Consider the following 25,033-nt stretch of genomic DNA (forward strand, 5'->3'; position numbering starts at 1 on the left):
GGATGATGGGTCATTTCAGATCTGCATTTTTCTCATACGCCGCGATGACGGCATCCATCACCGCGCCCCGGAAGCCCGCTTCCTCCAGCACACGGACGCCCTGGATGGTGGTGCCGCCGGGGGAGCAGACGGCGTCCTTCAGCGCGCCGGGGTGCTGTTCGCTCTCCAGCACCAGCCGGGCGGAGCCGGCCACCATCTGGGCGGCGTATTCCAGCGCCGCCGCCCGGGGCAAGCCGCAGGCCACGCCGCCATCCGCCAGAGCCTCGATGAAGAGGTCCACAAAGGCGGGACCGCAGCCGGACACGGCGGAGCCGGCGTCGATCAGGCGCTCCGGCAGGGGAGAGAAGCGGCCCGCGCCGGCCATGGCGTCCAGGAACGCGCTCTCCTCCTCTTTTGTCACGCCCTTGCCGCAGGCGTAGAGGATCATGCCCTCCCCAATGGAGGCGGGGGTGTTGGGCATGACGCGGATGACGGGATACTGGCCGCCTGCCAGCTCCTGGATGCGGACAATGGTCAGGCCAGCCGCCATGGTCACCAGTACGAAGCGGCTTTGGCGCTTCGCCAGAATGGGGCCGATCTCCGCCAGCAGGTCTGCCATCATCTGGGGCTTGACGCCTAGGAAGATGCAGTCCGCCTGTTCCGCCACGGCGGTGTTGTCCGCCGTCCGGCAGCCCAGCTCCGCCGCCAGGGCGGCCGCTTTTTCCGCCGTGCGGTTGGCCAGAAGAATTCGATCGCCGGAAAGGCGCTTGCGGGCCGCCCGGGCCAAAGCACCGCCCATATTGCCGGTGCCGATAAAACCCAATGTTTTCATAAGATCATCCTTCCTTTGGGGGCTTTCGGCCCCGTTTGTTATTTCGAAGACGGAAATTAAGATGCGGCGGAGCAGACGCCCATGGGCAGGGCGGCGGCACAGAAAAACAGCCTTTCCTGCCACGGTCCGCTCCCCCGGGGATAGGCGTTCTGGACCAGCAGCCGGAACAGCACAATTGCGGCCGGGGCGGTGAACTACACCGCGAAGACCAGCAGGACAAATGTGTTGGCCCGTCCCGGCTGCCTCCCAAGCTTCCAGAGGAAGACTGAGAAACAGATGACGCCCAGGACGATCAAAACGGGTCGGGCCGGGGCGACTCTCAGCCAGCTCAGCGCGGTCAGCGCCAGAAAGGCGGCGATCAGCGAGGCCCGGAGAGCCAGTGGCTTTTTCCAATGGAAGGCGATGCCGCTCAGCCCCAGTCCTATGAGAAGGTCGATCAACCAATCAGGCATTGTTGTTCCTCCCCACTCTCCCAAATTTTGTATTTCTCATTCCCAATTGTCAATTTTACCGCACCTGTCCCTCACCGTAGACGACGTATTTGCAGCTGGTCAGCTCCTCCAGGCCCATGGGGCCTCTGGCGTGCATCTTCTGGGTCGAGATGCCGATCTCGGCTCCCAGGCCGAACTCGCCGCCGTCGGTGAAGCGGGTGGAGGCGTTGACATACACCGCCGCCGCGTCCACACGGTCCAGGAAGCGCTGGGCCTTGAAGTAGTTTTTCGTCAGAATGGCCTCGGAGTGGCCGGTGCCGTGGGCATTGATGAAATCCACGGCCTCGTCCATGCCGCCCACGGTGCGGACGGCCAGGATGTAGTCGTCATACTCCGCGTCCCAGTCGCTCTCCGCGGCGGGAAGGGCGCGGGTCCCGAGAACGGCCAGGGCTTCTTCGTCGGCCCGCAGCTCCACGCCCTTTTCATCCAGCAGAGGCAGAGCCCGCTTCCAGAAGTCCGCCGCGACGTCCCGGTGGACCAGCACGCACTCCACAGCGTTGCACACCGAGGGACGGGAGCACTTGGCGTTGAACAGGATTTTGGCGGCCATGTCCAGGTCCGCCTCATCGTCCACATAGATGTGGCACACGCCCTCGCCGGTGCGGATGACGGGAACGCTGGCCTCCTTCGCCACGGCCCGGATCAGTCCCGCGCCGCCCCGGGGGATCAGCACGTCCACATAGCCGTCCAGATGCATCAGCTCGCCCGCGGTCTCATGGCTGGTGTCCTGCACCAGAGAGACACAGTCCTCCGGCAGGCCCACGGAGGCCAGGGCCTGGCGCATCAGGGCCGTTACGCAGCGGTTGGAGCGGATGGCCTCCTTGCCGCCGCGGAGGATGCACACGTTGCCGGATTTCAGGCACAGGGCCGTCGCGTCCACGGTGACGTTGGGCCGGGACTCGAAGATGATGGCAATGACGCCCAGCGGGACCCGGCGGCGGCTGATGATGAGGCCGTTGGGCCGGGTCTCCGTCTTGTCGGCCCGGCCGATGGGGTCGGGGAGAGCGGTCACCTGGCGGACGGCGGCAACGATGCCCGCCACCCGCTCCGGAGTGAGGGTCAGCCGGTCCAGCATGGCGGGAGCCATGCCCGCCTCCCGGGCGGCGGCGATATCCTCGGCGTTGGCGGAGAGCCATTCGGCCTGCCGCTCCGTGAGAATGTTTGCAATAGCTTCCAGAGCCTGATTTTTTTTGGCGGTGCCAGCGGTGGCCAGGGTGTAGCTGGCGGCCTTCGCCGCAGCGCCCTGCTGCTGCAATGCGGTCATAAAAATACCCCCCGTTTTGAGATAAGAGATGAAAAATAAGAGATAGAAGCAAGAAGACAAGAGATAAAGTATCTTTTATCTTTTATCTGTAAGGAACCGCGTCCCGATGTCCTGTCCCTCTACGATGCCGTAGAGGTCCTCCATCCGCGCTCCATTGGTGATGACCATGTCGCACCCCGCGGCCATGGCGATGCGGGCGGCGGAGAGCTTGGTGGCCATGCCGCCAGTGCCTCGCCAGGTGCCGGCGCCGCCGGCCATCTCCAGGATGTCCGGCGTCAGCTCCGTGACACGGTGCAGCAGCTTGGCGCCCGGGCAGGTCTTGGGGTCGGCATCGTAGAGGCCGTCGATGTCGCTGAGCAGCACCAGCAGGTCTGCCCGGCACAGCTCCGCCACGATGGCGGAAAGAGTGTCGTTGTCGCCCAGCACCTTATGGTGGCCGGTCTCGATCTCGGCGGAGGACACAGAGTCGTTCTCGTTGACCACCGGGATGACGCCCATTTCCAGCAGGGCGGAGAAGGTGCTGCGGAGATGCTTTGCCCGGTCCGGGGCCTCCACGTCGTCTCCAGTCAGCAGGATCTGGGCCATGGAGCGGTTGTACTCGGAAAAGAGCTTGTCATAGATGTGCATCATGCGGCACTGGCCCACGGCGGCGGCCGCTTGCTTCATCCGCAGCTCTCTGGGCCGCTCTACCAGTCCCAGGCGGGCGGTTCCCACGGCGATGGCGCCGGAAGTCACCAAAATCACCTCGTGGCCCGCGCCGCTGAGGTCCGCCAGGACCCGCACCAGATGCTCCATGCTTCTCAGGTCCAGGCTGCCGGAGTCATGGGTGAGGGTGGAAGTGCCGACCTTCACCACGATGCGCTGCTTGTTCTGTTCCAATGGGAACGCCTCCTTATTCTGCCAGCATTTCAAAATACAACAACATGATACCATACCTGATGGAAAAAAGAAAGGCCGCCCTGTGTGTACTTTTCATAAAAGTGCAGACAATACTCCCAGTGGATAAAGGGGAAAGAGAGGAATATGATGACTGAAAACACCAAACCGATTCAGCCGGAGCAGGAGAACAGCTCCGAAAGCAAGGAGACTGCCCAGGGCATCCTGGACTTTGGCTCCGCCCTGACCCGGACGCCCCACGGAACGGTGTACTGCCTGACCATCATCGGCCAGATCGAGGGCCACAATGCCGCCGGGGGCAGCGCCAAGACCACCAAGTATGAGCATGTCCTGCCCCTGCTGGCCAAGCTGGAGGAGAGCGAAGAGGTGGACGGGGTCCTGTTTTTGCTGAACACTGTGGGCGGCGACGTGGAGGCGGGCCTTGCCATCGCGGAGCTGATCGCCGGGATGACCAAGCCCACGGTCTCCATCGTGCTGGGGGGCAGCCACTCCATCGGCGTGCCGCTGGCGGTGGCGGCCAAACGGAGCTTCGCCGTACCCAGCGCCGCCATGACCATCCACCCGGTCCGCATGAGCGGTACCGTCATCGCGGCTCCCCAGACCTACTCCTATTTCCAGAGGCTCCAGGAGCGGATCGTGGCCTTTGTCTCCGGCCACAGCCACATCAGCGGGGAGGAATTCCAAGCCCTGATGCTGAAAAAAGACGACATGGCCGCCGACGTGGGCAGCGTGATCTACGGCGAGGAGGCCGTCCGGCTGGGACTGATCGATCAGGTGGGCGGTTTGTCCGAGGGGTTGCAGTGCCTGTACCGGCAGATCCGGGAGCGGCGCTGATAGGGCCGTAAAAACAGCCGGGCGTTGTATGAAATGGATCTGGGATGACGTATTTTTCTGCGATGCGGGAAAAACACAGAATATTGTCAACAGAGCATTGACATTTTTCAAGATTTTGTTATGATAGTATCCAATCAACTTCCCAGCCAGGGGACTGAAATACCGAATAAAGAGGATACTGCCCATGCTCACACTGGATCAATTTAAGGAGGCCCGCGGCGTATTGCAGGGCGTCATCTCCAAAACCAACCTGGTTTACAGCAAATACTTCTCCGAGCTTTGCGGGAACCAGGTGTACATGAAGCCTGAGAATCTGCAGGTCACCGGAGCCTATAAGATCCGGGGCGCTTACTATAAGACCACCAAGCTGACGGAGGAGCAGAAGGCCCACGGCCTCATCACCGCCTCCGCCGGAAACCACGCCCAGGGCGTGGCCTATGCCGCCCAGGTGGCGGGGGTCAAGGCCACGGTGGTGATGCCCACCACCACGCCGCTGATGAAGGTCAACCACACCAAGGAGTACGGCGCGGAGGTCATTCTCCACGGCGCCGTGTTTGATGACGCGGCGGAGCACGCCATGCATCTGGCGGCGGAGCGGGGCATGACCTATATCCCGCCCTTCAACGACCTGGACATCGCCTGCGGCCAGGGAACCATTGCCTATGAGATCTTCCAGGCCCTGCCGGATGTGGACATCATTCTGGTGCCCATCGGCGGCGGCGGACTGGCGGCGGGCGTCTCGACCCTGGCGAAGCTGCTGAATCCCCATGTGAAGGTCATCGGCGTGGAGCCTACAGGGGCCGCCTCCATGAAGGCCTCCATCGAGGCGGGCCATGTGGTGACGTTGCCCTCCGCCGTCACCATTGCCGACGGCGTGGCGGTGCGGACGCCGGGAGATGTGGTGTTCCCCTACATCCAGCAGAACATCGACGAATTCATGACCATTGAGGACAGCGAACTGGTGGAGGCTTTCCTGGACATCATGGAGAACCACAAGATGATCGTGGAGAACGCGGGATTGCTGTCTGTTGCGGCGCTGAAGCACCTGGACTGTAAGGGCAAGAATGTGGTCTCCATCCTCTCCGGCGGCAATATGGACGTTATTACCATGTCCAGCCTGGTGCAGCACGGTCTCATCAGCCGGGGACGGGTGTTCACCTTCTCCGTCATGCTGCCGGACCGCCCCGGCGAGCTGCTGCGGGTGGCGGAGGTCGTGGCCCGGGAGAACGGCAACATCATCAAGCTGGAGCACAACCAGTTCGTCAACATCAACCGCCAGAGCCGTGTGGAGCTGCGGGTGACTCTGGAGGCCTTTGGCCACGAGCATAAGACTGCCATCCTGGAGGCGCTGCATCAGGCGGGCTATGACGCCAGCCTGGTGGGGCCCAACAGCATTTACAGTTGATCGCACTTCGCCGCCGGAATAGTCCGGCGGCGAGCTTTTGCCTTGATAAGTAAAATATACTTGACAAAAAGAAATAGATAAATTACAATATGACCATCAAAGCCCCCGCCCATCAGGCAAAAAACAAAAGATCTTATTTGGATGCGGGCGTGATCGCCGCGGCCTTTTCGCCGCTGGTGAGCAGCGCGGCAGAGACGAGAGAGACGGAGCAAAGGAGGATGTTTTATGGAATATCGTTTTGGATTCCTGCTGGGTCTGGCCGCGGGCGTCACGGCGGGCTTGGTGCTTTTGATGGTGCTGTTCAAGAAAAAGGTGCTGGACATGCACTTTGACGAGCGGCAGGAGCGGGCACGGGGCAAGGCGTATCAATACGGCTTTCTGACCCTGGCGGCAGTGATGCTTGCGCTGGGCAGTGTGGACGCGGCGGGTTTCCACTGGTGCGACCTAATGGCGGGCATGACCCTCTGCATTTGTGCAGGGACGCTGGTGTTTGCGGCGGCCGCCATCTGGAAGGACGCCTATCTGGGCCTTTACGAGACACCCTGGAAGGTGGCGGCGCTGTTCGCGGTGCTGAGCGTGTGTAATCTGAGCATCGGCATGAGCAGCCTGATGAGCGGACGTGTGGTGGAGGATGGCGTGCTGACCTTTCGAGCCGCCAATCTGCTGCTGGGGGCGCTGCTGCTGGTGATCCTAGGGCTCTACGCCCTGCGGTGCTTGACCCGCCGGGAGACGGAGGAGGACGGGGAATGAATGGACTGCTCCTGATAGCGGTGCTCCTTATCGCGTGGCTGGGCCTGGCCTGCTATTTCTGGCAGCGGGAGCGGGGGCCGAAGGCGGCCTATGACGAGCGGCAGGAACAGGCCCGGGGCTTGGCCTACAAATACGGTTTTTTGACTCTGGCGGTCTGCGTGTGCCTCCTTGACACGGTGCTGACCCTGTTTCCCTGGATCGGAACGGAGGCGGGGGGCTTCTTTTGTCTGGACCTGGGCGTCACGGTGTTTGCTGTGACGGCTATCTGGAAGGACGCCTATCTGCGGCTGTACGAAAAGCCGTGGGAGGTCGTGACCATGTGGGGCCTGTGCGGCCTGGGAGGACTTCTTTACGGCGTGTTCTCTTTACGGAAAGAGGGCCTGCTGGTGGACGGGATGCTGAATCTTTCCGCCGTGCTGATAGTCATCAGCGGGTCGGTCCTGCTGACTCTGGCAGTGTTTCTGTACAGGCGGCGGGCCGCCGGGCGGGAGGATGAGGAGCCATGAAAAACCTGCGCTTGAAATCCGCCCGGGCAGCCATGGACATGAGCCAGCAGCAGCTGGCAGACGCCGTAGGCGTCTCCCGCCAGACCATCAACGCCATCGAAAAGGGGGATTACAATCCCACCATCAGGCTGTGCGTGGCCATCTGCCGGACCTTGGGCAAGACCTTGGATGAGCTGTTCTGGGAGTAAAAATCAGGAGATACGGGCAGAAACAAAAGGACTTCGGGAAAGCCCCGAAGTCCTTTTTGATCATTTTGTCAGCGTCAGCGTGAAGTCGGAGCCATCCTCGGCAACGGCCACTTGATAGCCCTGGGAGCGGGCGAAGCGCGTGATGTTTTCCACTGCCACCTGAGCGTCCGCCAGAACTTCCAGAGAAGCGGGTGCGCCATTTTTCAGCGCTTTCTGCACCATTACCACGGGAATGGGGCAGGAGAGACCTCTGGTGTCGATCATTGCGCGGCCTCCTTTCTGGGAAGATGGGTCACGGTGACGGCCAGCAGCACCAGAAAGCCAAAGACCACGGCGGCCATGCCGGCAGGGCTGGTGCCGCCCACCTTGTAAACGCCGTCCACCACGCTGTCGGCATTGCCCGCCAGACCGAAGTTGTGGGCCACGGCGGCGCCCACGATCATGCCCAGCACGGTGACGGCGGCGTCGCCGCTGCCCTCGCCGGCCAGGATGAGCTGCCGCAGAGGGCAGCCGCCCAGCAGGATGGAGCCCCAGCCCGCCAGCGCCATGCCCAGGAAGGACCAGAGGTACTGGCTGTGGGCGATGGGTTGAGAGACGGCAGAGAGGTTGTAGTTCCCTAAAATCAGATTACCGATGGTGACGGTGATCCAGATAGCCAGGAAGCCCAGCAGCAGGTTGAAGTCCCGCAGCAGAAACACGTCCCGCAGGCCGCCGGCCATGCATAGGCGGCTCCGCTGGGCCATGACGCCCACCGCCAGACCGGCGATCAGAGAGACGGCCAGCGGCGCATGCATGGAGCCGGGCCCCTCCTCAGAAAATTTCAGAAGGGCCGGAAAAACCGCCAGCAGCACCAGGAGCACCGCCATCACGCCGGGGAACATGAAGCCCTCGCCGGTGGGGACGGGATAGGCCCTGCCCAGGGAAAAGCCCTTTTTCAAAAATACCACGCCCACCAGAATGCCCGCCAGGAAGCCCAGCAGGCCCGCCACAGCGGTGAGGTCGCCGCCGCCCAGGCGGATGACCATCCGCAGGGGGCAGCCCAGAAAGACCAGCGCGCCGATCATGACGAACAGGCCCACCACGAAGCGGCAGGCGGGGGAGGACCCGGCCTTGGCCTTGAATTCCTTGGCTGCCAGAGCCGCTACCATGGCGCCCAGCACGATGCCGATGATCTCCGGACGGATGTACTGCACCTTGGCGGCGCTGTGGAAGCCCAGGGCGCCGGCGATGTCCCGCTCGAAGCAGGCGATGCAGAAGCCCATGTTCTTGGGATTGCCCAGGGCGGTCAGCGCCAGCGCGGCGATGCCCACCACCACGCCGGTCAGCAGGATGAGACCGTGTTCCCGAAGCCAGTTTTGTTTGTTCATACACACACTCCTATCACTGTTTTTTAAAAAGAATAACGATACCCGCTGTCCGCTGAGGGCGGGAGACGGTTTCCTCCCTCAGAGCATCACCTCATAGGACCCGGCGGTCTGGACACCATGCTCCGCCAGCATTGCTTCCAGCGTGTCCCGCAGACAGAGCGGGGCCGACCAGGCGATGCCGCAGTCGGAGGTGACGCTCCGGGGAACAGAGATCAGCCTGCCTTTCAGGCCGTGGTCATGGCAGAGCTTTTCCGTGGCCATGGCTTCGGCGGTGGTGTGGAAGGCCAGCACCAGCCGGAGCTGTTTTTCCCGCATGCGGATACCTCCTATCGTTATTTTTTTAAAAGAATAGCACAAGCGCGGCAAAATGTCGAGATCTGTTTTGAGTATCACGGCAGGAGGCGGCGTCTGCCCAGGGAGTGGAGAAAAAAGCGGGGCGGGAGCTGTGCTCCCGCCCCGGCGCGTTCCAGGTCCCTGCTTATTTCGTGAATTTCCGTCCCATATACCTGGGATTGACGAACAGGATATATATCAGAAGGAGCGCGATGGCCGCCAGCAGTCCCACCAGGCCCAGGCCGAAACGGTAGGTCAGGAGAGCGGCGGTCAGCTGGGCCAGGCAGTACAGCAGTTCGATCTGGCTGTTTTTCCGCCGGCGCACCGGGTCTGGCTCAAACCGAAGATTCGACGCCATCCAGATGGAGCACAGCAGCAGGACCGCGGCTTTGAACAGAAATAGGCCGTGGTCCGGTACCTTCGTGCCGGTGGCAGGATCCAGGGTATAGGAGATCTGTGTGCAGGCATGGAGCGCCCCTGCCTGGCAGGCGATGGCCAGCATGGTCAGATTGGAACGCAGGATGGGATTGGACGGCTTTTTCTCCGGTGCGCAGCGCGGCACATCGTTGGCGACCAATGTATCCAGGGAGATCTGGAACAGCGCCGCCAGGGCAATGAGATTCTCCGAGCTGGGGACTGACTGACCGGCTTCCCATTTGGTCACGGCCTGCCGGGTCATGCCCAGCCGCTCCGCCACCTGCTCCTGGGAAAATCCGGCCTGTTTGCGCTGTGTCCTGATCTGCTCGCCCACTGTCATAGCTCCGCCTCCTGTTGACTGTATGGCTTTCTGATAACATGATAACAGTTTCGGCGGCAAAAGTCTATGCAAGAATCGGTTGCCGGAGGGATGGAGGCCATATTTGGGCCTTACTGTCCACGTTTTCGTTGCACAGCGGTTCAAAATGGGGTATACTGATAAAGATTGCAGAATGATCCATATGTGGGAGGAACATCCATGAAAAAGCTCATGGCTATCGACGGCAATTCCATTATCAACCGGGCCTATTACGGCATCCGGCCCCTGACGACCCGGGACGGACTGTATACCCACGCAGTGTTCGGCTTTTTGACGACACTCCTGCGGCTGCAGGACGAGGAGCGGCCGGACGCGGTGTGCGTCACTTTCGACGTCCATGCCCCCACCTTCCGCCACACGGCGGACGCTGCCTACAAAGCGACCCGGAAGCCCATGCCAGAGGAGCTGCGGGTCCAGATGCCGGTGCTGAAGGAGGTCCTGGACGCCCTGAACATCCCCCGATACGAGCTGGCGGGCTGGGAGGCCGACGACCTGCTGGGCACCATTTCCCGCAAGTGCGAGGCGGCGGGCTGGGACTGCGTGGTGGTGACAGGTGACAAGGACAGCCTGCAGCTCATCACCGACCACACCAAGGTGAAGCTGGTATCGACCCGCATGGGGCAGACCACCACCAGAGATATGACCCCGGAGACCTTCCGGGAGCAGTACGGCTTCGACCCCATCCACATGATCGACCTGAAGGCCCTGATGGGGGATTCCTCCGACAACATCCCCGGCGTGAAGGGCGTGGGGGAAAAGACCGCCATGAGCCTGGTCCAGCTGTACCATACGATCGATCATCTGTATGACCATATGCCGGATATTTGCTCCGCCCCCAATGTGGGCGCCAAGCCCGGCTTGGTAAAAAAGCTGGCGGAAGGGGAGGAGAGCGCCCGCCACTCCTACTGGCTGGCCACCATTTCCACCGACGCGCCCCTGGATTTCCAGCCGGAGGACAACCTTTGCCGGGAACCGGGCGAGGCGGCATACCCCCTGTTTTTAAAGCTGGAGTTCACCAAGCTGATTGAGAAGTTCGGTCTGACAGCGGCGGAGCAGCCAGCGGCGGAGAGAGCGGCGGTTCCCATGACCGTGGAACAGGTGACAGATCAGGCCGGGGCCGACAAGCTGCTGGCCCTTTGGCGGCATGCGGACCATGTGTCCCTGCTGGCGCTGCCGGATCTGATGGGCGTATCCGTGGTCTGCCGCACCGGGGAGGACGCCGGACTGACGGCTGAGCTGTTTTTTGAGAAATTCCAGGGAGACTGGAACAGCCTTTTAAGGGCGTTGTTTTCTGAAGATATCAAAAAGGTCTCCCACAATGTGAAGGACCTGATGCGGGTGCTGCTGGAGAACGGCCTGCCCGCCGGCGGCTTCGTGTTCGACACGGCACTGGCGGCGTACCTGCTGGATGCCACGGCAGGGAGCTATGACCTGGGGCGGCTGTTCGTCTCCTATTACAATACGGAGCTGCCCAAGCCCCTCTATCTGGAGCCGGACGCCTTTTCCATGCTGGGGAATGCCGTCCAGGCGGAGGCGGCCTTCGACAGCTACGCCGCCGCAGTGGACGCGCTGTACGGACTTCTGTCTGAAAAGCTCAGGGAGCTGGACCTGTGGGAGCTGTTTGAGACTGCCGAGCTGCCCCTGTGCCGGGTGCTGGCGGAGATGGAGCTGGCGGGCTGCCGGGTCGACGCCCGGGCACTGGCATCCTTCGGGGACCTGCTGTCCCGGCGGGCGGCGGAGCTGGAAAAGCAGATCTACGACATGGCGGGGGAGCGCTTCAACATCAACTCCCCCAAGCAGCTGGGGGAGATCCTGTTCGGCAGGCTGGGACTGCCCCACGGCAAAAAGACCAAGACCGGCTGGTCCACCAACGCCGACGTGCTGGAAAAGCTGCGCTATGAGGCCCCCATCGTGGGGGCGGTGCTGGAATACCGCCAGTTTGCCAAGCTGAAATCCACTTACGCCGACGGCCTTTTGAAGGCTATGGATCCCGATGGCCGGGTGCGGACCCGGTTCCAGATGACGGTGACGGCCACTGGGCGGCTCAGTTCCACGGAACCGAACCTGCAGAACATTCCCACCCGCACCGACCTCGGCAGCGAGATCCGGCGGATGTTCGTGCCGGCCCCCGGCTGTGTGCTGGTGGACGCGGACTACTCCCAGATCGAGCTGCGGCTGCTGGCCCATATCTCCGGGGATGAGGCCATGCGGGCGGCGTTCACCTCTGGCGGGGACATCCACACCGCCACGGCGGCCCAGGTGTTCCACGTGCCGCCGGAGGAGGTGTCCCACGAGATGCGCCGCCGGGCCAAAGCAGTGAATTTCGGCATCGTGTACGGCATCTCCGCCTTTTCTCTGTCCCAGGATATCGGCGTCACTGTGGCAGAGGCCAAGGACTATATGGAGGCGTATTTCGCCACCTTCCCCGGTGTGCGGAAATACATGGACAGCGTGGTGGAGACTGCCCGTGAGACCGGCTATGTGGAGACGCTGTTCCACCGGCGGCGGGAGCTGCCGGAGCTGAAGTCCTCCAACTTCAACATGCGCTCCTTCGGTGAGCGGGTCGCGCTGAACATGCCCATCCAGGGCACGGCGGCGGACGTGATGAAGCTGGCTATGATCGCTGTCTGGCGGCGGCTGAAGGCGGAACAGCTCCAGGCCCGGCTGGTGCTCCAGGTCCACGACGAGCTGATCGTGGAGTGTCCGGAGGATGAGGCGGAGCGGGTAGGCAGGCTGCTGGCGGAGGAGATGGAGCGTGTCGTGTCCCTGTCCGTTCCTCTGACGGCGGAGGCCCACTGGGGCAGGAACTGGCTGGAGGCCAAGGGCTGAAGGCGATTAGAAATTAGGAGTTAGAAATTAGGAATTTGAGATGACGAGAGAGGAACAGAGATACCTGCGGGAATTGAAGAAGCCCTTCGAGACGGCGTGCCGGAGCGTGGGGAAGCGGCGGGGGTGGAAGTCCATCTCGGGCATCCAATACCAGGTGCGGAATGGGATGCTGTACGAGTTGTTCCCGGACCTGTCGTGGGCCGACAGGGGGAAGGCTTTGAAGGCCTGGCTCTGCTGTAAGCCTGTGGTGCTGGACGAGATGTATTGGGATGTGTTCCATATGAGGGAAGAGGCGGCGAAAATGCCCTTCAGCTTCCATGTCAACGGCGCATTCACCGCGCCTGTGTATACCCTGGACCGCTGGAAAACGCCGCTGCCGGGGCCGGAGATCCTGAAAGAGGCGGTGGACGCTTTGCTGGACCAGGCGGAGGCGCTGGTGGAGGAGCATCCCTTTCCCACGCTGGCGGATTTTCGCCGGGCGGTGGAGACGGAACCGGCCAACAGCGGGCGGACGCTGAATATCGTGCTGTGCCTGCTGTGCGAGGGAGCCTATGAGGAGGCCGCCCGGGAGATCACCGCGGCGCTGGCTCGGGGCGAAGACGGCGGATTTCTGCGGATGGACGGAAAACAGGGCATCCTGGAGGATGCCCGGGACTGGTGCGCGGAAAGGGCGGCGGAGGAACTGGGACTGTGAAACGGCTGCTGGTGATTCTGGGCGTGGCGGGGGCATCCCTGTCCGCTGTGTTCGTCCGGTGGTCCACGGCACCATCCCTGATTGTGGCGCTGTACCGGATGGCGTTTTCCGCAGCGCTGCTGGCGCCGTATGTCCTGCTGCGGCACCGGGCGGAGCTGCGGGCACTGTCCCGGCGGGAGATTTTGCTGTGTCTTGTCAGCGGAGCGTTCCTGGGGCTGCATTTTGCCGCCTATTTTGAAGCCCTGCAATGGACCTCCATCGCCTCGGCAGTGGTGCTGGTGGACACGGAGGCGCTGTTCGTGGCCCTGGGAACGGTGCTGCTCTTTCGCAAAAAGCTCTCCGGCAGGGCGTGGCTGGCGGTGGCGCTGGCCTTCGGCGGCAGCGTCATGATCGCCATGGTGGACAGCGCCGCCGGGGCCGATGCGGTGCGGGGGGATCTGATTGCCCTGGCCGGGGCGCTGTGCGTGGCGGTGTACACCATGATCGGCGCGGTGTGCCGCAAGAGCATCTCTACCGCGGTGTATACTGCTCTGGTATACGGTTCGGCGTCGGGGACCCTGCTGGCCATTGCTCTGCTGAGCGGTACGCCGCTGGCTGGCTATGGTCTGGTGAACCTGGGAACGGGCCTTGGCCTGGCGGTGTTCTGCACCCTGCTGGGCCACAGCGTGTTCAGCTGGGGCCTGAAATATCTGCCTCCGGCCTTCATCTCCACGGTGAAGCTGCTGGAGCCGGTGTTTGCCTCCCTCTGGGGGCTGGCGCTGTTTGGGGAGCGGCCGGGGGTGTGGGTCCTTCTGGGCGGCGCGGTCATCATCTGCGGCGTGGCGCTGTATACCAGATGCGGGGAGAACGGATGATGGGACAGCTCGGCTTTTCCTACGTGGGGGCGCTGTTCCTGCTGGCGCTGCTGCTTCCCAATCTGTTTTGGACCCGGCGCAGGCCCGTGGATTATGACCCGTCCGGTGAAAACTGCCTGCTGCTGTGTCTGGAACGGATCGGACAGGCTATGGTCACCTGTATGGCCCTGGTGTTCCAGGGCTTCAACTGGCGGCCCTGGACGGCCTGGTCCTGGTGGCTGGCGGGGGCGGTGCTTCTGATGGGCCTGTATGAGATCTGGTGGGTCCGCTATTTTTGCAGTGAGCGGACCATGAGGGACTTTACCGCCAGTCTGCTGGGCATCTATGGCAGAGTGGTTTGGATGCTGCCGGCTGTTGCGGTGCTGGGGGTCGGCCATATCGGCATCCACTTGCGGCACCGAAGTCAATCGCTGAAAAGAGAGGATACATGATGACGAGTCAACAAATGCATGTACGCATCGTTCCCATGAATGCGGACCATCTGGATGAGGTGGCGGAGCTGGAGCGCATCTGTTTTTCCGCGCCCTGGTCTCGGAATATGCTGGCGGAGGAACTGGACAACGCCCTGTCTGCCTTTCTGGTGGCCCTGGACGACACGGACCGGGTGGTGGGCTACGCCGGATTGCAGGTGGTGCTGGACGAGGGCTATATCACCAACGTGGCGGTGCGTCCGGAGTGCCGGCGGAAGGGCATCGCGGGAAAGCTTTTGCAGGTGTTTCTGGACTTTGCCCAGGGGAACCATTTGGCATTCCTGACGCTGGAGGTCCGGGCCTCCAATTACGACGCCATCGCCCTCTACGGCAGCCGGGGCTTCCGCAGCGCGGGGCGGCGGAAAAACTATTATGAGCATCCCAAGGAGGACGCTATCATCATGACGAAGGAGTTCGATACGTATGGAACTGCGGATCCCGTCTCCTGAGCAGCTGCGGACGGTCTATGACGCGGACCTGCGGGAGGCGTTTCCGGCGGCGGAGCTGAAGCCGCTGGCTAATATGAAACAGATGTGGCGGGACGGATGGTACCGGCCCTGGTGTCTCTTCGACGGCGACGACATCGTGGGAGAGTGTTTTCTGTGGCTGGGGCATCCCGGTTGGGCACTGCTGGACTATCTGTGCGTACCGTCCCGGCACCGCAACGCGGGGCTGGGAGCGGTGATACTGCAAAAGCTCCATGAGCGGGAGCGGGATACGGTGATCTTCGGCGAGAGCGAGGCGCCGGAGGACGCGCCGGACCCTGCTATGGCGGAGCGGCGGCTGGGCTTTTACGCCCGGAACGGTATGCGCACCGCCGGATATGACACGGAGATGTTCGGCGTCCATTATAAAACTCTGTATCTGGCGGAGGGGCCGGTGGACGAAAAGGCGCTGATGACGGAGCACCGCTTTGTTTATCAGAACACCTTCCCGCCGGAGAAATTTGCAAAATATGTGCGCATCCCCTTTGTGCCGGGCAGCCGGCCTGGACCCAAGGTCCCCTGGGAGCAGTGAGAGAAAGAAGGAAAACGACATGAAGATACTGGCCTTTGAGTCGTCCTGTGACGAGACCGCCGTAGCGGTGGTGGAGGATGGGCGGCGGGTCCTGGCGGACGCCATCGCCTCTCAGGTGGATATCCACGCCCTGTACGGCGGCGTGGTGCCGGAGATCGCCTCCCGAAAGCATGTGGAGGTCATCGCCGCCCTGACGGAGAAAGCGCTGGCGGACGCTGGCTGTGACCGGGAGGATATCGATGCTGTGGCGGTGACCTACGCTCCCGGCCTCATCGGCGCGGTGCTGGTGGGGCTGAGCTTCGCCAAATCCGTTGCCTTCGGCCTGGGCGTGCCGCTGATCCCGGTCCATCATGTCCGGGGCCACATCGCCGCCAATTACCTGGCTTTTCCGGAGCTGGAGCCGCCCTTCCTGGCGCTGGCCATCTCCGGCGGCAACACGCTGATCGTGGATGTGCGGGACTATACCGACATGGTGATCCTGGGAGCGACCCGGGACGATGCGGCGGGGGAGTGCTTCGATAAGGCGGCCCGGGTCTTGGGCCTGCCCTATCCTGGCGGAAAGCCTTTGGACGAGCTGGCCCAGGGGTCTCAGGGCGGCGTGTATCAGCTTCCCCACGCCCATGTGGACGGTGTTCCGCTGGACATGAGCTTTTCCGGCCTGAAAACGGCGGTGGTGAATCTGGCCCACCACGCCGAGCAGGTGGGCGAGCCCCTGGACCGGGCGGCCCTGGCCCGGGACTTTGCCCAGGCCGTCAGCGACACCCTGGTGCCCCGCGTTCTGGAGGCGCTCCGGCAGACGGGACGGAAAGCCGTCTGTGCCGCCGGCGGCGTGGCGGCCAACTCCATCATCCGGGGGGATCTGGAGCGTGCCTGTGCCACGGCAGGCTGCAGGCTGTATCTGCCGCCGCTGAAGCTCTGCGGCGACAACGGCGCCATGATCGGCGCTCAGGGATACTACGAATATCTGGCGGGCCACACGGCGGGCATGGACCTGAATGCCTACGCGACCCGTGACATCGGCGATTGAACGAGACCGGCGCGGCTTCTGCCGCGCCGGTTTTTCGCAAGCTGGCGGCATACAGACTCTGTATAATTCATCCTGTGCCTGCATATCACCGCTGCGATTTTGCATGAATCGGATGGGAGCTTGCTTTTTGAAGCGGAAAGGTCGACTTTTTCAGCAAAAAATGTCCGCCAGCTAAAGATTTTTCTGAGCTGCCCAGTCCTTGCAAGTCATAAAAGTATTATGTAAATTTTGAACGGGAAAATTTTTTTTGAAAAAACGAAGTTGGTGGGATGTAAGTAAATGGTATTTTCCTCGGTAAACCGTGGGGGAGAAGAAAAAGATACCTGTGGAAAACGCTGTGGAAAATGTGAATAACTCTTTGTAGAAGGAGATTATAAAATCTGTTATGTTGCTATCGAAAAAGCGGGATGACCGGCGAAGTTCGGAGCGCAACGGAAAAACCATACGATTTTTGTCGAAAACACAGCGAAAAAAATCGGCAAATATTGCGGCGGTATTTTTTCACCTCCGCCAAAAATACCGCTGCTCCGACAAAAACACCCTTTTGAAAATGACCGAAATCCTGCAAATATACGGATCGTAATATACAGTGGGCGGATGGGCATTGTCGAGTGAGGGGCGGCCTTATGCTGTGATTTTTAGATGAAATGTTTGCAACGAACATTTTGGCCTTTTGAAGCGCGTGACCGATCCGGGCACTTTTTCATATGTGCTCTGATCTCATCATAAGTTTCACCGGAGGCGATTTTATGAAAAACAAAAATTTAGCATTGATTCTAAGCGAACAGCGCCATTCTTATGATGAGGAGCAGATTGATAGCATGATCCGGCGAGCTGTGACCGATTGGCTCACAAAAGAACTGTCCAATGGTTCCTGCGCCGCGTCTTTTCGGCGCAGGGATTTTGAATGATTTCTTGACGGGCAGCTGCTCTTGCGCTGAGTCGAGATGAGCGGTTATGCCCTTGGGGAGGGGTGGCACATCCTTTGCGCAATCTATACACGACTGAGCAAGGAGGATGAAGATAAGCAGCAACGGGAATCCGAGAGTATCCAGAACCAGAAATCCCTGCTGATCAACTATGCCGTGGAGCGCGGGTGGGACATCTACCACATCTACTGCGACGAGGACTACTCCGGCGCTGACAGCCTGCGGCCTGACTTCAACAGGATGATCGAAGCGGCCAAAGAGAAGAAGTTTCAAATCATCCTCTGCAAGAGCCAGTCCCGTTTTACCCGTGATATGGAACTGGTGGAGAAATACATCCACGGCCTGTTTCCCATCTGGGGCATCCGGTTCATTGCCATCGCGGACAGCGCCGACACGGAGATCAAGGGAAACAAGAAAGCCCGCCAGATCAACGGCCTCATCAACGAGTGGTATCTGGAGGACTTGTCGGAGAACATCCGTATGGTCTTTGACATGAAGCGGCGGCAGGGCCAATATATCGGCGGATTTCCCATTTACGGCTACCAGAAAGACCCTGAAAAGAAGGGCCATCTCATCATAGATCCGGAGGCGGCGGAGGTGGTGCGGCAGATCTTCCGCTGGTCCCTGGAAGGTCACGGAAAGCAGGGCATTGCCCACATGCTCAATGACCGGGGAGTGGTCAATCCAACCCGGTACAAGGCGGAGCGGGGCTGGGACAGCAACCACTTCTGTAAGCGGGATTTCGGCCTTTGGAACAAGAACACAGTATGGCGGATCCTCCGAAACGAGATCTACACCGGCGTCATGGTACAGGGGCGGACGAAAAAGGTCAGCTACAAGTCCAAGACCATGATCACCATGCCGCGGGAACGCTGGTTTCGTGTGGAGGGAACCCATGAGGCTATCATCGACAGGGAGACCTTCGAAACCGTTCAGCGGAATCTGGATATCCGATCCCGGGAGGATGGCACCGGCATCGTGCATCCCCTGGCGGGTCTTGTGCGGTGCATGGACTGCGGGAGTACTATGAGCAAGACCTCTAACGGGAAGAAGGGGCCAAGACAGGTGTATTACCTGCGCTGCAAACTGTATGCTGACAGCGGAGCGCAAAAGCTCTGCACTCGTCATTCCATCCGCCTGGACCGGCTGATCGAATTGGTGCTGGAACGTCTGCGTCATTATATCCAGACTTACTACGTACTGGAGGAACTGAAGCTTCCAACACGCCAGGATACCCGAAGGGATGCTCTGCGGCAGGAACAAAAATTGTTGGCCGCTCAGTTGGAAAAGCGAAGCGCCGCACTTAAAAATCTATATCTGGATAGGGTTTCCGGTGTTTTGAGTGAGGGGCAGTTTGTGGAGCTGAATCAGGACTTTCTTGCGGAGAAAAACCGATGGGAGCAGCGTCTGGCGCAGATCGATGAAGAATTGGCGGAACAAGAGCAGCCGCGGCGGCAGCAGGATCTGATGGAAAAAGCGAAGGAGCTTCTGAAACTGGATACGCTGCCCAGGGAACTGGCAGTCTCATTGATTGAAAAGATCGAGATCGGCGAGCGAGACTCGGATGCCGGTCAGCAAAAAATCAAGATCTATTGGAAATTCTGATAGAAAATAGTTTTACGTTTTCTTTGCCTGCTTTTTTTAAAAGAAAGTAGGTGTCCTTAAGCAACATCTCCCATGTGCTGGAGCCCCGGTATCCGGCGGCGGTGGACCGGTATGTGGATCTGGGGCGCTTTTATGACCTGACCGCCGCCAAGGCAGCCGCTGACGAGGTGAAGGCCCACACCCACGCCTATCAGAATGCCTATGTACGGGCCTACCACTGCCTGAAGGCGGCCCGGCAGGTGGAGCTGGACGCCGTGGCGGAGGTGGGAAGGACCTTCGACGTCCGGCGGGCGGAGCGGCGGGTCAGCGGTGTGATCCAGCGGGAGCTGCGGCGGTCGGGAGGGCAGCGGGGCAGAACGACCCGGCGGTTTTTGGGCAGCCTGACCCACAAGGGATATATTTGGCGGTTCGACAGCGTGGACGCGCTGTGTCCCCGGGTCTATGAGTTTGCCGATAGCTGGGAGCTGGCAGGGCGGTATCTGGCGCGGCTCCATGATGCGGCGGCGGCCAACGGCTGGGACACCATCGCCTGTGCCGCCCCGGAGGAACCGGAACGGCTGGAGCATCTGCTGATCCCCGGACTGGGGCTGGCATTCGTCACCTCCCGGCCTGGGATGGACTACGGCAACAAGCCCTTCCGCCGCATCCGGCTGGACGCCATGGCGGAGCCGGAGGGCAAGTCCCGCCTGCGGTTCCAGACCCGAATGGCGGCTCTGCTGCGGGAGGAGGGCGTCGCGGCCCTGAAAGACGCCAAGGCCAACCACGACAAACTGGAGGCGGTCTACAATCCCTATGTGGATTTTGACGGCGTCCGGGCGCTGGCGGCCATGGAGATCGGGCGGCTGCTGAGCTATTTGGGATAACAAAAAAAGGACCTGGCCCTAGGCCAGGTCCTTTTTTGATGACTGCCTATTCGGCCCCGGAGGCCAAAATGGCCTTGGCCTCTTCAATGGTCATACTGCTGGTGTCGATTCCACCGCCGCTTCCGCCATACGTCCACTGGCCGATCACATTGCCGTTGGCGTCATACATGGGAAGCTGGTAGGGGCCGGGATTTGCTTTTTTCCATTCCATATAGGCCACAGCATCTTCTGGTGTCTGTATAGCAGCTTCGATGTCATAGCCGGGTTCATCGGTCCGGCGGACATAGCCGGAAAGACCGCTGTCAGGGTCTGTGACACCATACAAGTCCGGATGGTAGCCGACATAATTTGCCAGAGAGTCGAGACCATAGCTCTCGCCGTTTTTATTTTTGGGATAGTCTCCATTGACCAGCTGGGACAGCCATTGTTCCACAGACGCGCTGGAGTGCTTCGCCAGCAGGGCCTCCTTGTTGCCAACCATGTACTCAAGATACGAATAACCGTCTTTGCCGATGAACGCCTTATAGACAACGCTGTTTACACCGCGATACGCTGCCGGGTCATCGTCAGGCAGCAGCGTGCCGCCTCGGGCCAGGATCAGGTCTGTGTTGCCCCGGACGGCGTCGGGATAGAGTGCCGTGGCTTTAGCAGCTTCGCCGGGCCGTGCCGCGTTTGTCTTTTCAGAGGCCGCGGGTCTTGCCGGCGTCCGGACCGCTGCGCCGGTATCCGACGGCGGCTCCACCGTATCCTTTTGCAGTTCACGCTCTGGAAGCGGCCCCTGTGGGGCATCGTTTTCGTTTCGGACATTCTGGATGGTTTGGGGTCCGGTCTCCCGCTGGACCAGCGGACCTCTGGCGGCAAAAGCCGCCGCGGTGCCGCAGGACAGGATGACCGCCGCCAGCGCCAGGGCCAGCAGCCGTTTTCTGCCTTTCAGTTTTTCAGATCGCATCACACGGATCAATCTCCTTTCTATGGTGTCTTTGGCGGACAGGGACACGGCCCACTCACAGGGGCCTGCCGCCGTGCCGGCGGCCAGCTTCAGCAGAATGCTGCCATAGGCGAACCGTTCGCTTCGGCCCAAGGGAGCGGAGACCCGCTCGTCGCAGCTCTGCTCGCTGAATTCTTTGATCCGCCTGTTCAGCAGGTGGACCAGCGGGTCATACCAGTGGATGACCGCGGCCAGCATGGAGAAAAAGCGGATCCACAGGTCCCGCTTTTGGACATGGGTCAGCTCGTGAAGGAAGAGATAGCGTAGCTCTTCCCGGCTGAGGGGCAGGACGGGCAGGACCACCGTGGGCCGCAGCAGGCCTGTGGACAGGGGCGTGGACGCTATGGGGTTTTCCCGCAGCGCGACAGCCCTCTTGAGGCCTAAATGGTCTCTGCAGGCCGCAAAGACCTCCTGAGTCTCCGGAGCGGAGACGGGACGGTTCTGCGCCAGAAAGCGCCGGCGGAACCGGATGTACGCCCACAGCTTGTATCCCAGCACCGCCGCCGCGCCCACGGCCCAGACTACCGTCAGGACCTGCATCAGGTCCACGGACAGGGCCACTGGGGCAATCTCAGGCGTCGGGACGGTCGGAACCGCGGGCAGGACCGTCACCGGGAGCTGAGGGACCGGCAGCAGCTCCGGTATAGCCACGGGAACGGCGGGAGCCGGTCTTGCCGCCAGCTTTGCCGTTAGGGCCGCCAGAGGCCACACCGGCACCAGAAACAAAAACAGCGCCAGCTTCAGGACCCGGTAGTGCCACAGGGCAGGCAGCCGCTTTTCCAGCAGCGCGTCCGCCGCCAGCCAGGCCAGCACCACGGCGCTGCCGGGCAGAGCGGTGCGAAGCAGCCCGTCAATCATGCTGGGCCTCCTGTTCAAACCAGTGCTTCAATTCCTCCAGTTCGGTCTTGCTGATTCCCTGGCCGCCGTAAAATGCCGCCAGGAAATCCAGCAGGGAGCCATGGTACATGGAATCGATAACGTATTTCGCTTCCTGCTTGTGGTAGTCTGCCTGGGTCAGGGCTGGGGAGTAGAGCTTGTTCTTGCCCCGCTTTTCTGCCCGCAGTACGCCCTTTTCCGTCAGACGGGTCAAAAAGGTGGAAAGGGTCTGCACTTTCCAGCCCTTATAGGCAAACAGCTCCAGCAGTTGGGACGTGGTGACGGGGCCGGCCATCTCCCAGATCACCTTCATGATCTCCATCTCGGAGTCAGACAGGCTTTGAAATCGTGTCATGAAATATACACCCCCATAAACTACATGCATGTAGTACAATATCATATTACTACATGGTTGTAGTAAAGTCAAGCATTATTTACTACGATCTTGTAGAAAATAAAAAGCAACGGGTCTTCGGCAGAACGTACATTGTAAAAGAGCTGCCCTCTAGGAACGGAGGGCAGCTTATAACGGGAGCAAGAAATAGACCCTGTGACGAAATTCGTGTTCCAGTGGGATCCCTTTTATACAATATCCAATAGTCTTCGCAGATCCCGGATCTCATAGTCGATGCGCAGGCCCGTCGGTCGGGGCTTTCCTTTGGGATTGAACCAGCAGCAGGGGAGTCCGGCGTTGTTGGCGCCTTGGATATCGGTGGACAGAGAATCGCCGATGACCAGGGTGTTTTCCGCCGTGATGGCGTGGAGCTGGGTCCGAACGTAGTCGTAATAGGCCCGGCTCGGCTTGGAGGCGCCTGCCTCTTCGGAGATGAAGGCACCGGCGAACAGGTGGCCGAAGGGGCAGTTCCGCAGGCGGCTCCGCTGCACGGAGGCTACGGCGTTGGTGACGATGTACAGCCGGTGTCCCCGCTCCGCCAGAGTGCGGCAGACCTCCTCGGCGTGGGGCAGCGGGAATACCACCTGCCCTAGGGCTGTCAGATAATCCCGGTTGCACTGGGCGGGATCCCGCTCCAGCCCCAGTGCCCGCAGAAAGCGGACATAGCGTTCCAAGGTCACGAATTCCTTCGTGACCTCGCCCTGATCAAAGGCGGTCCACAGCACCTCATTGATCTCACGGTACAGCTGCCGGATCTCCGGGGTGTCCGGGATGTCATGGGCGCGGCACATGATGGAGAAGGCCCTGGCGGAGGCCTGAGAGAAATCGAACAGCGTATCGTCCGCGTCGAACAGCAGATAGGGGTATCTCATAGGCGGGCTTCCTTTCGGATATTTAGGTGTCTACTATCCTATCACAGGCCCAGGAAAAAGACAATCACCAGCAGAGGGATTTCCCCATACCATAAAACGAGGGGGCGTGCTGGATGAATACGTGCTTTGGCATTATTGGCGGTGACCGGCGGCAGGCGGAGTTGGCCGGATTGTTGGAAACCGATGGAAATACAGTTTATACTTATGGCCTGGAGCCTTGGAGACCGGGCGGCTCTTTGGAGCTGGCATCGTCGGCGGAGGCTGTGATCCTGCCCCTGCCGCTTTGCAGGGGGGACGGCTTGCTGAATTGTCAGGAGGCGGTGACTGCCGTGGAGCTTTTCCGCTACCTGCGGCCCGGTCAGCGGGTCCTGGCGGGGCAGGTGCAGCCCCGGCAGCAACAGGAAGCGGCTTCCTTCGGCCTGACTCTGGAGGACTATTTCCTCCGGGAGGAGCTGATGGTAGCCAACGCCGCCGCCACGGCGGAAGCGGCTGTGCAGGTGGCTATGGAGCGCCTGGACCGTACGCTGCTGGGGATGGATTGCCTGGTACTGGGCTTTGGCCGCATCGGAAAGCTATTGAGCCATCGGCTCCACGGACTGGGCGCCAAGGTGACAGCCGCGGCCCGCAAGCCGGAGGACCGGGCCTGGATTCGGGCATATGGCCTGCGCTCCCTGGACATTGCCCATCTGGACGGCACCCTCTCCGATTTCGGCGCGGTATTCAACACCGTCCCCGCACCAGTCCTGAATGGCCCGCTGCTGGCGCAGCTGCCGAAGGACTGCTTCTGCGTGGAGCTAGCTTCCATACAGGGCATCGACCTGACGGCGGCAGAGCGCCTGGGACTGCCTTGCGTCTGGGCCAGGTCCCTGCCAGGGCGAATGGTGCCGTGTACCGCGGCGGAGGCCATTCGAGATGCGGTCTATCATATTTTATTGGAAGAACGAGGTGACCCAGCGTGAGAGATGAACGGGTCGGATTTGCGGTATGCGGGTCCTTCTGTACCCATGAGCAGGTACTGAAAGCGCTAAAGAGATTAACCGGTATTTACCGGACAGTGATCCCTATTGCCTCTGAAAATACAGCATCCACAGATACCCGCTTTGGGACTTCCAAGGTGCTGTTGGAGCAGCTGAAGGAACTGACAGGCCATGAGGTGCTGTGCGGCCTGCCGGAGGTGGAGCCTATTGGCCCCAAGGGACTGTTGGATGTGCTGGTCATTGCACCGGCCACCGGAAACACCATTGCCAAGCTGGCGGCCGGCATTACGGACACTAGCGTTACCATGGCGGCTAAATCCCATCTGCGGAACGGCCGGCCGGTGGTGATCGCCATGGCCAGCAATGACGGATTGTCTGCCGGAGCGAAAAATATCGGAGAGCTGCTGGTGCGAAAAAACTACTATTTCGTGCCATTTGGTCAGGACAACGCTATGCAGAAACCATGCTCTCTGATGGCGGATTTTACCATGATCCCGGAGACCGTGGACGCTGCGCTGCGTGGCCAGCAGCTCCAGCCGGTGCTGCTGCGGTGAGCTGGAGACGGGAGGAAGCTCCCGTCTCTTTTTTGACCGGAGAAAACATTCAGAATAGAAAGAGCGGCATCAGTAAAAACGACGAAAGAGGATGGCAAAAAGCACAAAAAGAAATAAGTACAATTGATATCTAGTATTAATAATATTAGCGCAAGACGGGGAAAATTGGCCATAATTTGGGAAAAATGTAAAAGCAGCGGAAAAAATTCACAAAGCTGGAAAATAAGGGTTGACTTTTGGCGGTTCCTTTGGTATTCTAGCAAAGCTGTCCGATACAAAGACATGGCGGCGAAACACTGGAACGGGAAGAAATTTCTCGAGTAAAGTGTTGACAAGCCGAAGATTTTGTGGTACAGTACCAATTACCGCCGAAAACGGCGTGTACCTTGTAAATTAAACAATGTAACGAAAAGGAAGCACCAGACGGGACCGGCCGAAGAGG

The 25,033-nt window shown here is 60.7% G+C and carries 28 protein-coding genes; 17 read left to right on the plus strand and 11 right to left on the minus strand.

Translation table 11 applies throughout. The annotated features are described in order from the left end of the window. Positions 1–10 precede the first annotated feature (10 nt). The 4 genes from proC to proB form a co-directional block, all read right to left on the minus strand. Positions 11–811 carry a pyrroline-5-carboxylate reductase gene (gene proC / locus Q0Z69_RS11845; RefSeq protein ID WP_298033736.1) on the minus strand — a complete coding sequence of 267 codons (801 nt, stop codon included), beginning with the start codon at positions 809–811 and terminating at the stop codon, positions 11–13. Positions 812–1,005: 194 nt separating this feature from the next. Next, positions 1,006–1,263: a hypothetical protein gene (locus Q0Z69_RS11850; protein WP_298033738.1), complete on the minus strand. Its 258-nt coding sequence runs from the start codon at positions 1,261–1,263 to the stop codon at positions 1,006–1,008. Positions 1,264–1,318: 55 nt separating this feature from the next. Then, positions 1,319–2,566 carry a glutamate-5-semialdehyde dehydrogenase gene (locus tag Q0Z69_RS11855; RefSeq protein ID WP_298033740.1) on the minus strand — a complete coding sequence of 416 codons (1,248 nt, stop codon included), beginning with the start codon at positions 2,564–2,566 and terminating at the stop codon, positions 1,319–1,321. Positions 2,567–2,641: 75 nt separating this feature from the next. Beyond that, positions 2,642–3,445 (minus strand): glutamate 5-kinase, encoded by an 804-nt coding sequence (proB, locus tag Q0Z69_RS11860; protein WP_298033743.1) that lies wholly within the window; start codon positions 3,443–3,445, stop codon positions 2,642–2,644. 147 nt (positions 3,446–3,592) lie between these two features. On the opposite strand from proB, the gene Q0Z69_RS11865 reads away from it, so the two are divergent. The 5 genes from Q0Z69_RS11865 to Q0Z69_RS11885 all read left to right on the plus strand — a co-directional run bounded on the left by Q0Z69_RS11865 (position 3,593) and on the right by Q0Z69_RS11885 (position 7,146). Next, positions 3,593–4,297 (plus strand): ClpP family protease, encoded by a 705-nt coding sequence (locus Q0Z69_RS11865; protein ID WP_298033809.1) that lies wholly within the window; start codon positions 3,593–3,595, stop codon positions 4,295–4,297. A gap of 184 nt (positions 4,298–4,481) precedes the next feature. Further along, positions 4,482–5,702 (plus strand): threonine ammonia-lyase, encoded by a 1,221-nt coding sequence (gene ilvA / locus Q0Z69_RS11870; protein ID WP_298033746.1) that lies wholly within the window; start codon positions 4,482–4,484, stop codon positions 5,700–5,702. A gap of 225 nt (positions 5,703–5,927) precedes the next feature. Beyond that, complete coding sequence (locus tag Q0Z69_RS11875; protein ID WP_298033749.1) at positions 5,928–6,452, plus strand: hypothetical protein; 525 nt, start codon at positions 5,928–5,930, stop codon at positions 6,450–6,452. Next, positions 6,449–6,958 (plus strand): hypothetical protein, encoded by a 510-nt coding sequence (locus Q0Z69_RS11880; protein WP_298033751.1) that lies wholly within the window; start codon positions 6,449–6,451, stop codon positions 6,956–6,958. Before Q0Z69_RS11875 ends, Q0Z69_RS11880 begins: the two co-directional genes overlap by 4 nt. Then, positions 6,955–7,146, plus strand: coding sequence for a helix-turn-helix transcriptional regulator (locus Q0Z69_RS11885; RefSeq protein ID WP_298033753.1), 192 nt, complete (start codon positions 6,955–6,957; stop codon positions 7,144–7,146). Before Q0Z69_RS11880 ends, Q0Z69_RS11885 begins: the two co-directional genes overlap by 4 nt. 60 nt (positions 7,147–7,206) lie before the next feature. On the opposite strand, the gene Q0Z69_RS11890 is transcribed toward Q0Z69_RS11885, so the two are convergent. The 4 genes from Q0Z69_RS11890 to Q0Z69_RS11905 form a co-directional block, all read right to left on the minus strand. Further along, complete coding sequence (locus Q0Z69_RS11890; RefSeq protein WP_298033755.1) at positions 7,207–7,410, minus strand: sulfurtransferase TusA family protein; 204 nt, start codon at positions 7,408–7,410, stop codon at positions 7,207–7,209. After that, positions 7,407–8,513, minus strand: a complete 1,107-nt coding sequence (yedE, locus tag Q0Z69_RS11895) for a YedE family putative selenium transporter (RefSeq protein WP_298033758.1) — start codon at positions 8,511–8,513, stop codon at positions 7,407–7,409. The genes Q0Z69_RS11890 and yedE overlap by 4 nt, the downstream gene beginning before the upstream one ends. Positions 8,514–8,591: 78 nt before the next feature. Further along, the gene (locus Q0Z69_RS11900; protein WP_298033761.1) at positions 8,592–8,828 is read right to left on the minus strand and encodes a DUF3343 domain-containing protein; all 237 of its coding nucleotides are present in this window, start codon (positions 8,826–8,828) and stop codon (positions 8,592–8,594) included. 163 nt (positions 8,829–8,991) lie between these two features. Continuing rightward, positions 8,992–9,603, minus strand: coding sequence for a helix-turn-helix domain-containing protein (locus Q0Z69_RS11905; protein WP_298033764.1), 612 nt, complete (start codon positions 9,601–9,603; stop codon positions 8,992–8,994). Positions 9,604–9,801: 198 nt separating this feature from the next. Here Q0Z69_RS11905 and polA point away from each other — a divergent pair, with 198 nt between their 5' ends. The 10 genes from polA to Q0Z69_RS11955 all read left to right on the plus strand — a co-directional run bounded on the left by polA (position 9,802) and on the right by Q0Z69_RS11955 (position 19,930). Continuing rightward, the gene (polA, locus tag Q0Z69_RS11910) at positions 9,802–12,471 is read left to right on the plus strand and encodes a DNA polymerase I (protein WP_298033767.1); all 2,670 of its coding nucleotides are present in this window, start codon (positions 9,802–9,804) and stop codon (positions 12,469–12,471) included. Between the two features lie 40 nt (positions 12,472–12,511). After that, a complete protein-coding gene (locus Q0Z69_RS11915) occupies positions 12,512–13,165 on the plus strand; it encodes a hypothetical protein (protein ID WP_298033770.1) in 654 nt (217 codons plus the stop codon). Next, positions 13,162–14,019, plus strand: a complete 858-nt coding sequence (locus tag Q0Z69_RS11920) for a DMT family transporter (RefSeq protein WP_298033773.1) — start codon at positions 13,162–13,164, stop codon at positions 14,017–14,019. The genes Q0Z69_RS11915 and Q0Z69_RS11920 overlap by 4 nt, the downstream gene beginning before the upstream one ends. Continuing rightward, positions 14,019–14,450, plus strand: coding sequence for a hypothetical protein (locus Q0Z69_RS11925; RefSeq protein WP_298033812.1), 432 nt, complete (start codon positions 14,019–14,021; stop codon positions 14,448–14,450). The genes Q0Z69_RS11920 and Q0Z69_RS11925 overlap by 1 nt, the downstream gene beginning before the upstream one ends. Next, complete coding sequence (rimI, locus tag Q0Z69_RS11930) at positions 14,447–14,938, plus strand: ribosomal protein S18-alanine N-acetyltransferase (protein ID WP_298033776.1); 492 nt, start codon at positions 14,447–14,449, stop codon at positions 14,936–14,938. The genes Q0Z69_RS11925 and rimI overlap by 4 nt, the downstream gene beginning before the upstream one ends. Further along, entirely contained in the window at positions 14,913–15,506 is a 594-nt protein-coding gene (locus tag Q0Z69_RS11935; protein ID WP_298033778.1) for a GNAT family N-acetyltransferase, read from the plus strand. Before rimI ends, Q0Z69_RS11935 begins: the two co-directional genes overlap by 26 nt. 19 nt (positions 15,507–15,525) lie before the next feature. Then, positions 15,526–16,533, plus strand: coding sequence for a tRNA (adenosine(37)-N6)-threonylcarbamoyltransferase complex transferase subunit TsaD (gene tsaD, locus Q0Z69_RS11940; RefSeq protein WP_298033781.1), 1,008 nt, complete (start codon positions 15,526–15,528; stop codon positions 16,531–16,533). A gap of 749 nt (positions 16,534–17,282) precedes the next feature. Next, on the plus strand, positions 17,283–17,444 hold the full coding sequence (locus tag Q0Z69_RS11945; protein ID WP_298033784.1) for a hypothetical protein: 162 nt from the start codon (positions 17,283–17,285) through the stop codon (positions 17,442–17,444). 36 nt (positions 17,445–17,480) lie between these two features. Then, positions 17,481–19,067, plus strand: a complete 1,587-nt coding sequence (locus Q0Z69_RS11950) for a recombinase family protein (protein WP_298033787.1) — start codon at positions 17,481–17,483, stop codon at positions 19,065–19,067. Positions 19,068–19,117: 50 nt separating this feature from the next. After that, positions 19,118–19,930: a hypothetical protein gene (locus Q0Z69_RS11955; RefSeq protein ID WP_298033788.1), complete on the plus strand. Its 813-nt coding sequence runs from the start codon at positions 19,118–19,120 to the stop codon at positions 19,928–19,930. 46 nt (positions 19,931–19,976) lie between these two features. Here the strand turns inward: Q0Z69_RS11955 and Q0Z69_RS11960 are convergent, their stop codons facing one another. From Q0Z69_RS11960 to Q0Z69_RS11970, 3 genes are all read right to left on the minus strand, one after another. Then, on the minus strand, positions 19,977–21,776 hold the full coding sequence (locus Q0Z69_RS11960) for a M56 family metallopeptidase (RefSeq protein ID WP_298033791.1): 1,800 nt from the start codon (positions 21,774–21,776) through the stop codon (positions 19,977–19,979). Next, positions 21,769–22,149 (minus strand): BlaI/MecI/CopY family transcriptional regulator, encoded by a 381-nt coding sequence (locus tag Q0Z69_RS11965; protein WP_298033793.1) that lies wholly within the window; start codon positions 22,147–22,149, stop codon positions 21,769–21,771. Before Q0Z69_RS11965 ends, Q0Z69_RS11960 begins: the two co-directional genes overlap by 8 nt. A 227-nt stretch (positions 22,150–22,376) precedes the next feature. Then, positions 22,377–23,060: a YjjG family noncanonical pyrimidine nucleotidase gene (locus Q0Z69_RS11970; protein WP_298033797.1), complete on the minus strand. Its 684-nt coding sequence runs from the start codon at positions 23,058–23,060 to the stop codon at positions 22,377–22,379. Between the two features lie 113 nt (positions 23,061–23,173). On the opposite strand from Q0Z69_RS11970, the gene Q0Z69_RS11975 reads away from it, so the two are divergent. Both Q0Z69_RS11975 and Q0Z69_RS11980 read left to right on the plus strand, forming a co-directional pair. Beyond that, positions 23,174–24,019: a dipicolinate synthase subunit DpsA gene (locus tag Q0Z69_RS11975; RefSeq protein ID WP_298033799.1), complete on the plus strand. Its 846-nt coding sequence runs from the start codon at positions 23,174–23,176 to the stop codon at positions 24,017–24,019. Then, a complete protein-coding gene (locus Q0Z69_RS11980; protein ID WP_298033802.1) occupies positions 24,016–24,591 on the plus strand; it encodes a dipicolinate synthase subunit B in 576 nt (191 codons plus the stop codon). Before Q0Z69_RS11975 ends, Q0Z69_RS11980 begins: the two co-directional genes overlap by 4 nt. The last annotated feature ends 442 nt before the right edge of the window (positions 24,592–25,033 follow it).

The sequence above is a fragment of the uncultured Dysosmobacter sp. genome (assembly GCF_947631165.1).
In the GTDB taxonomy this organism is placed as follows: domain Bacteria; phylum Bacillota; class Clostridia; order Oscillospirales; family Oscillospiraceae; genus Oscillibacter.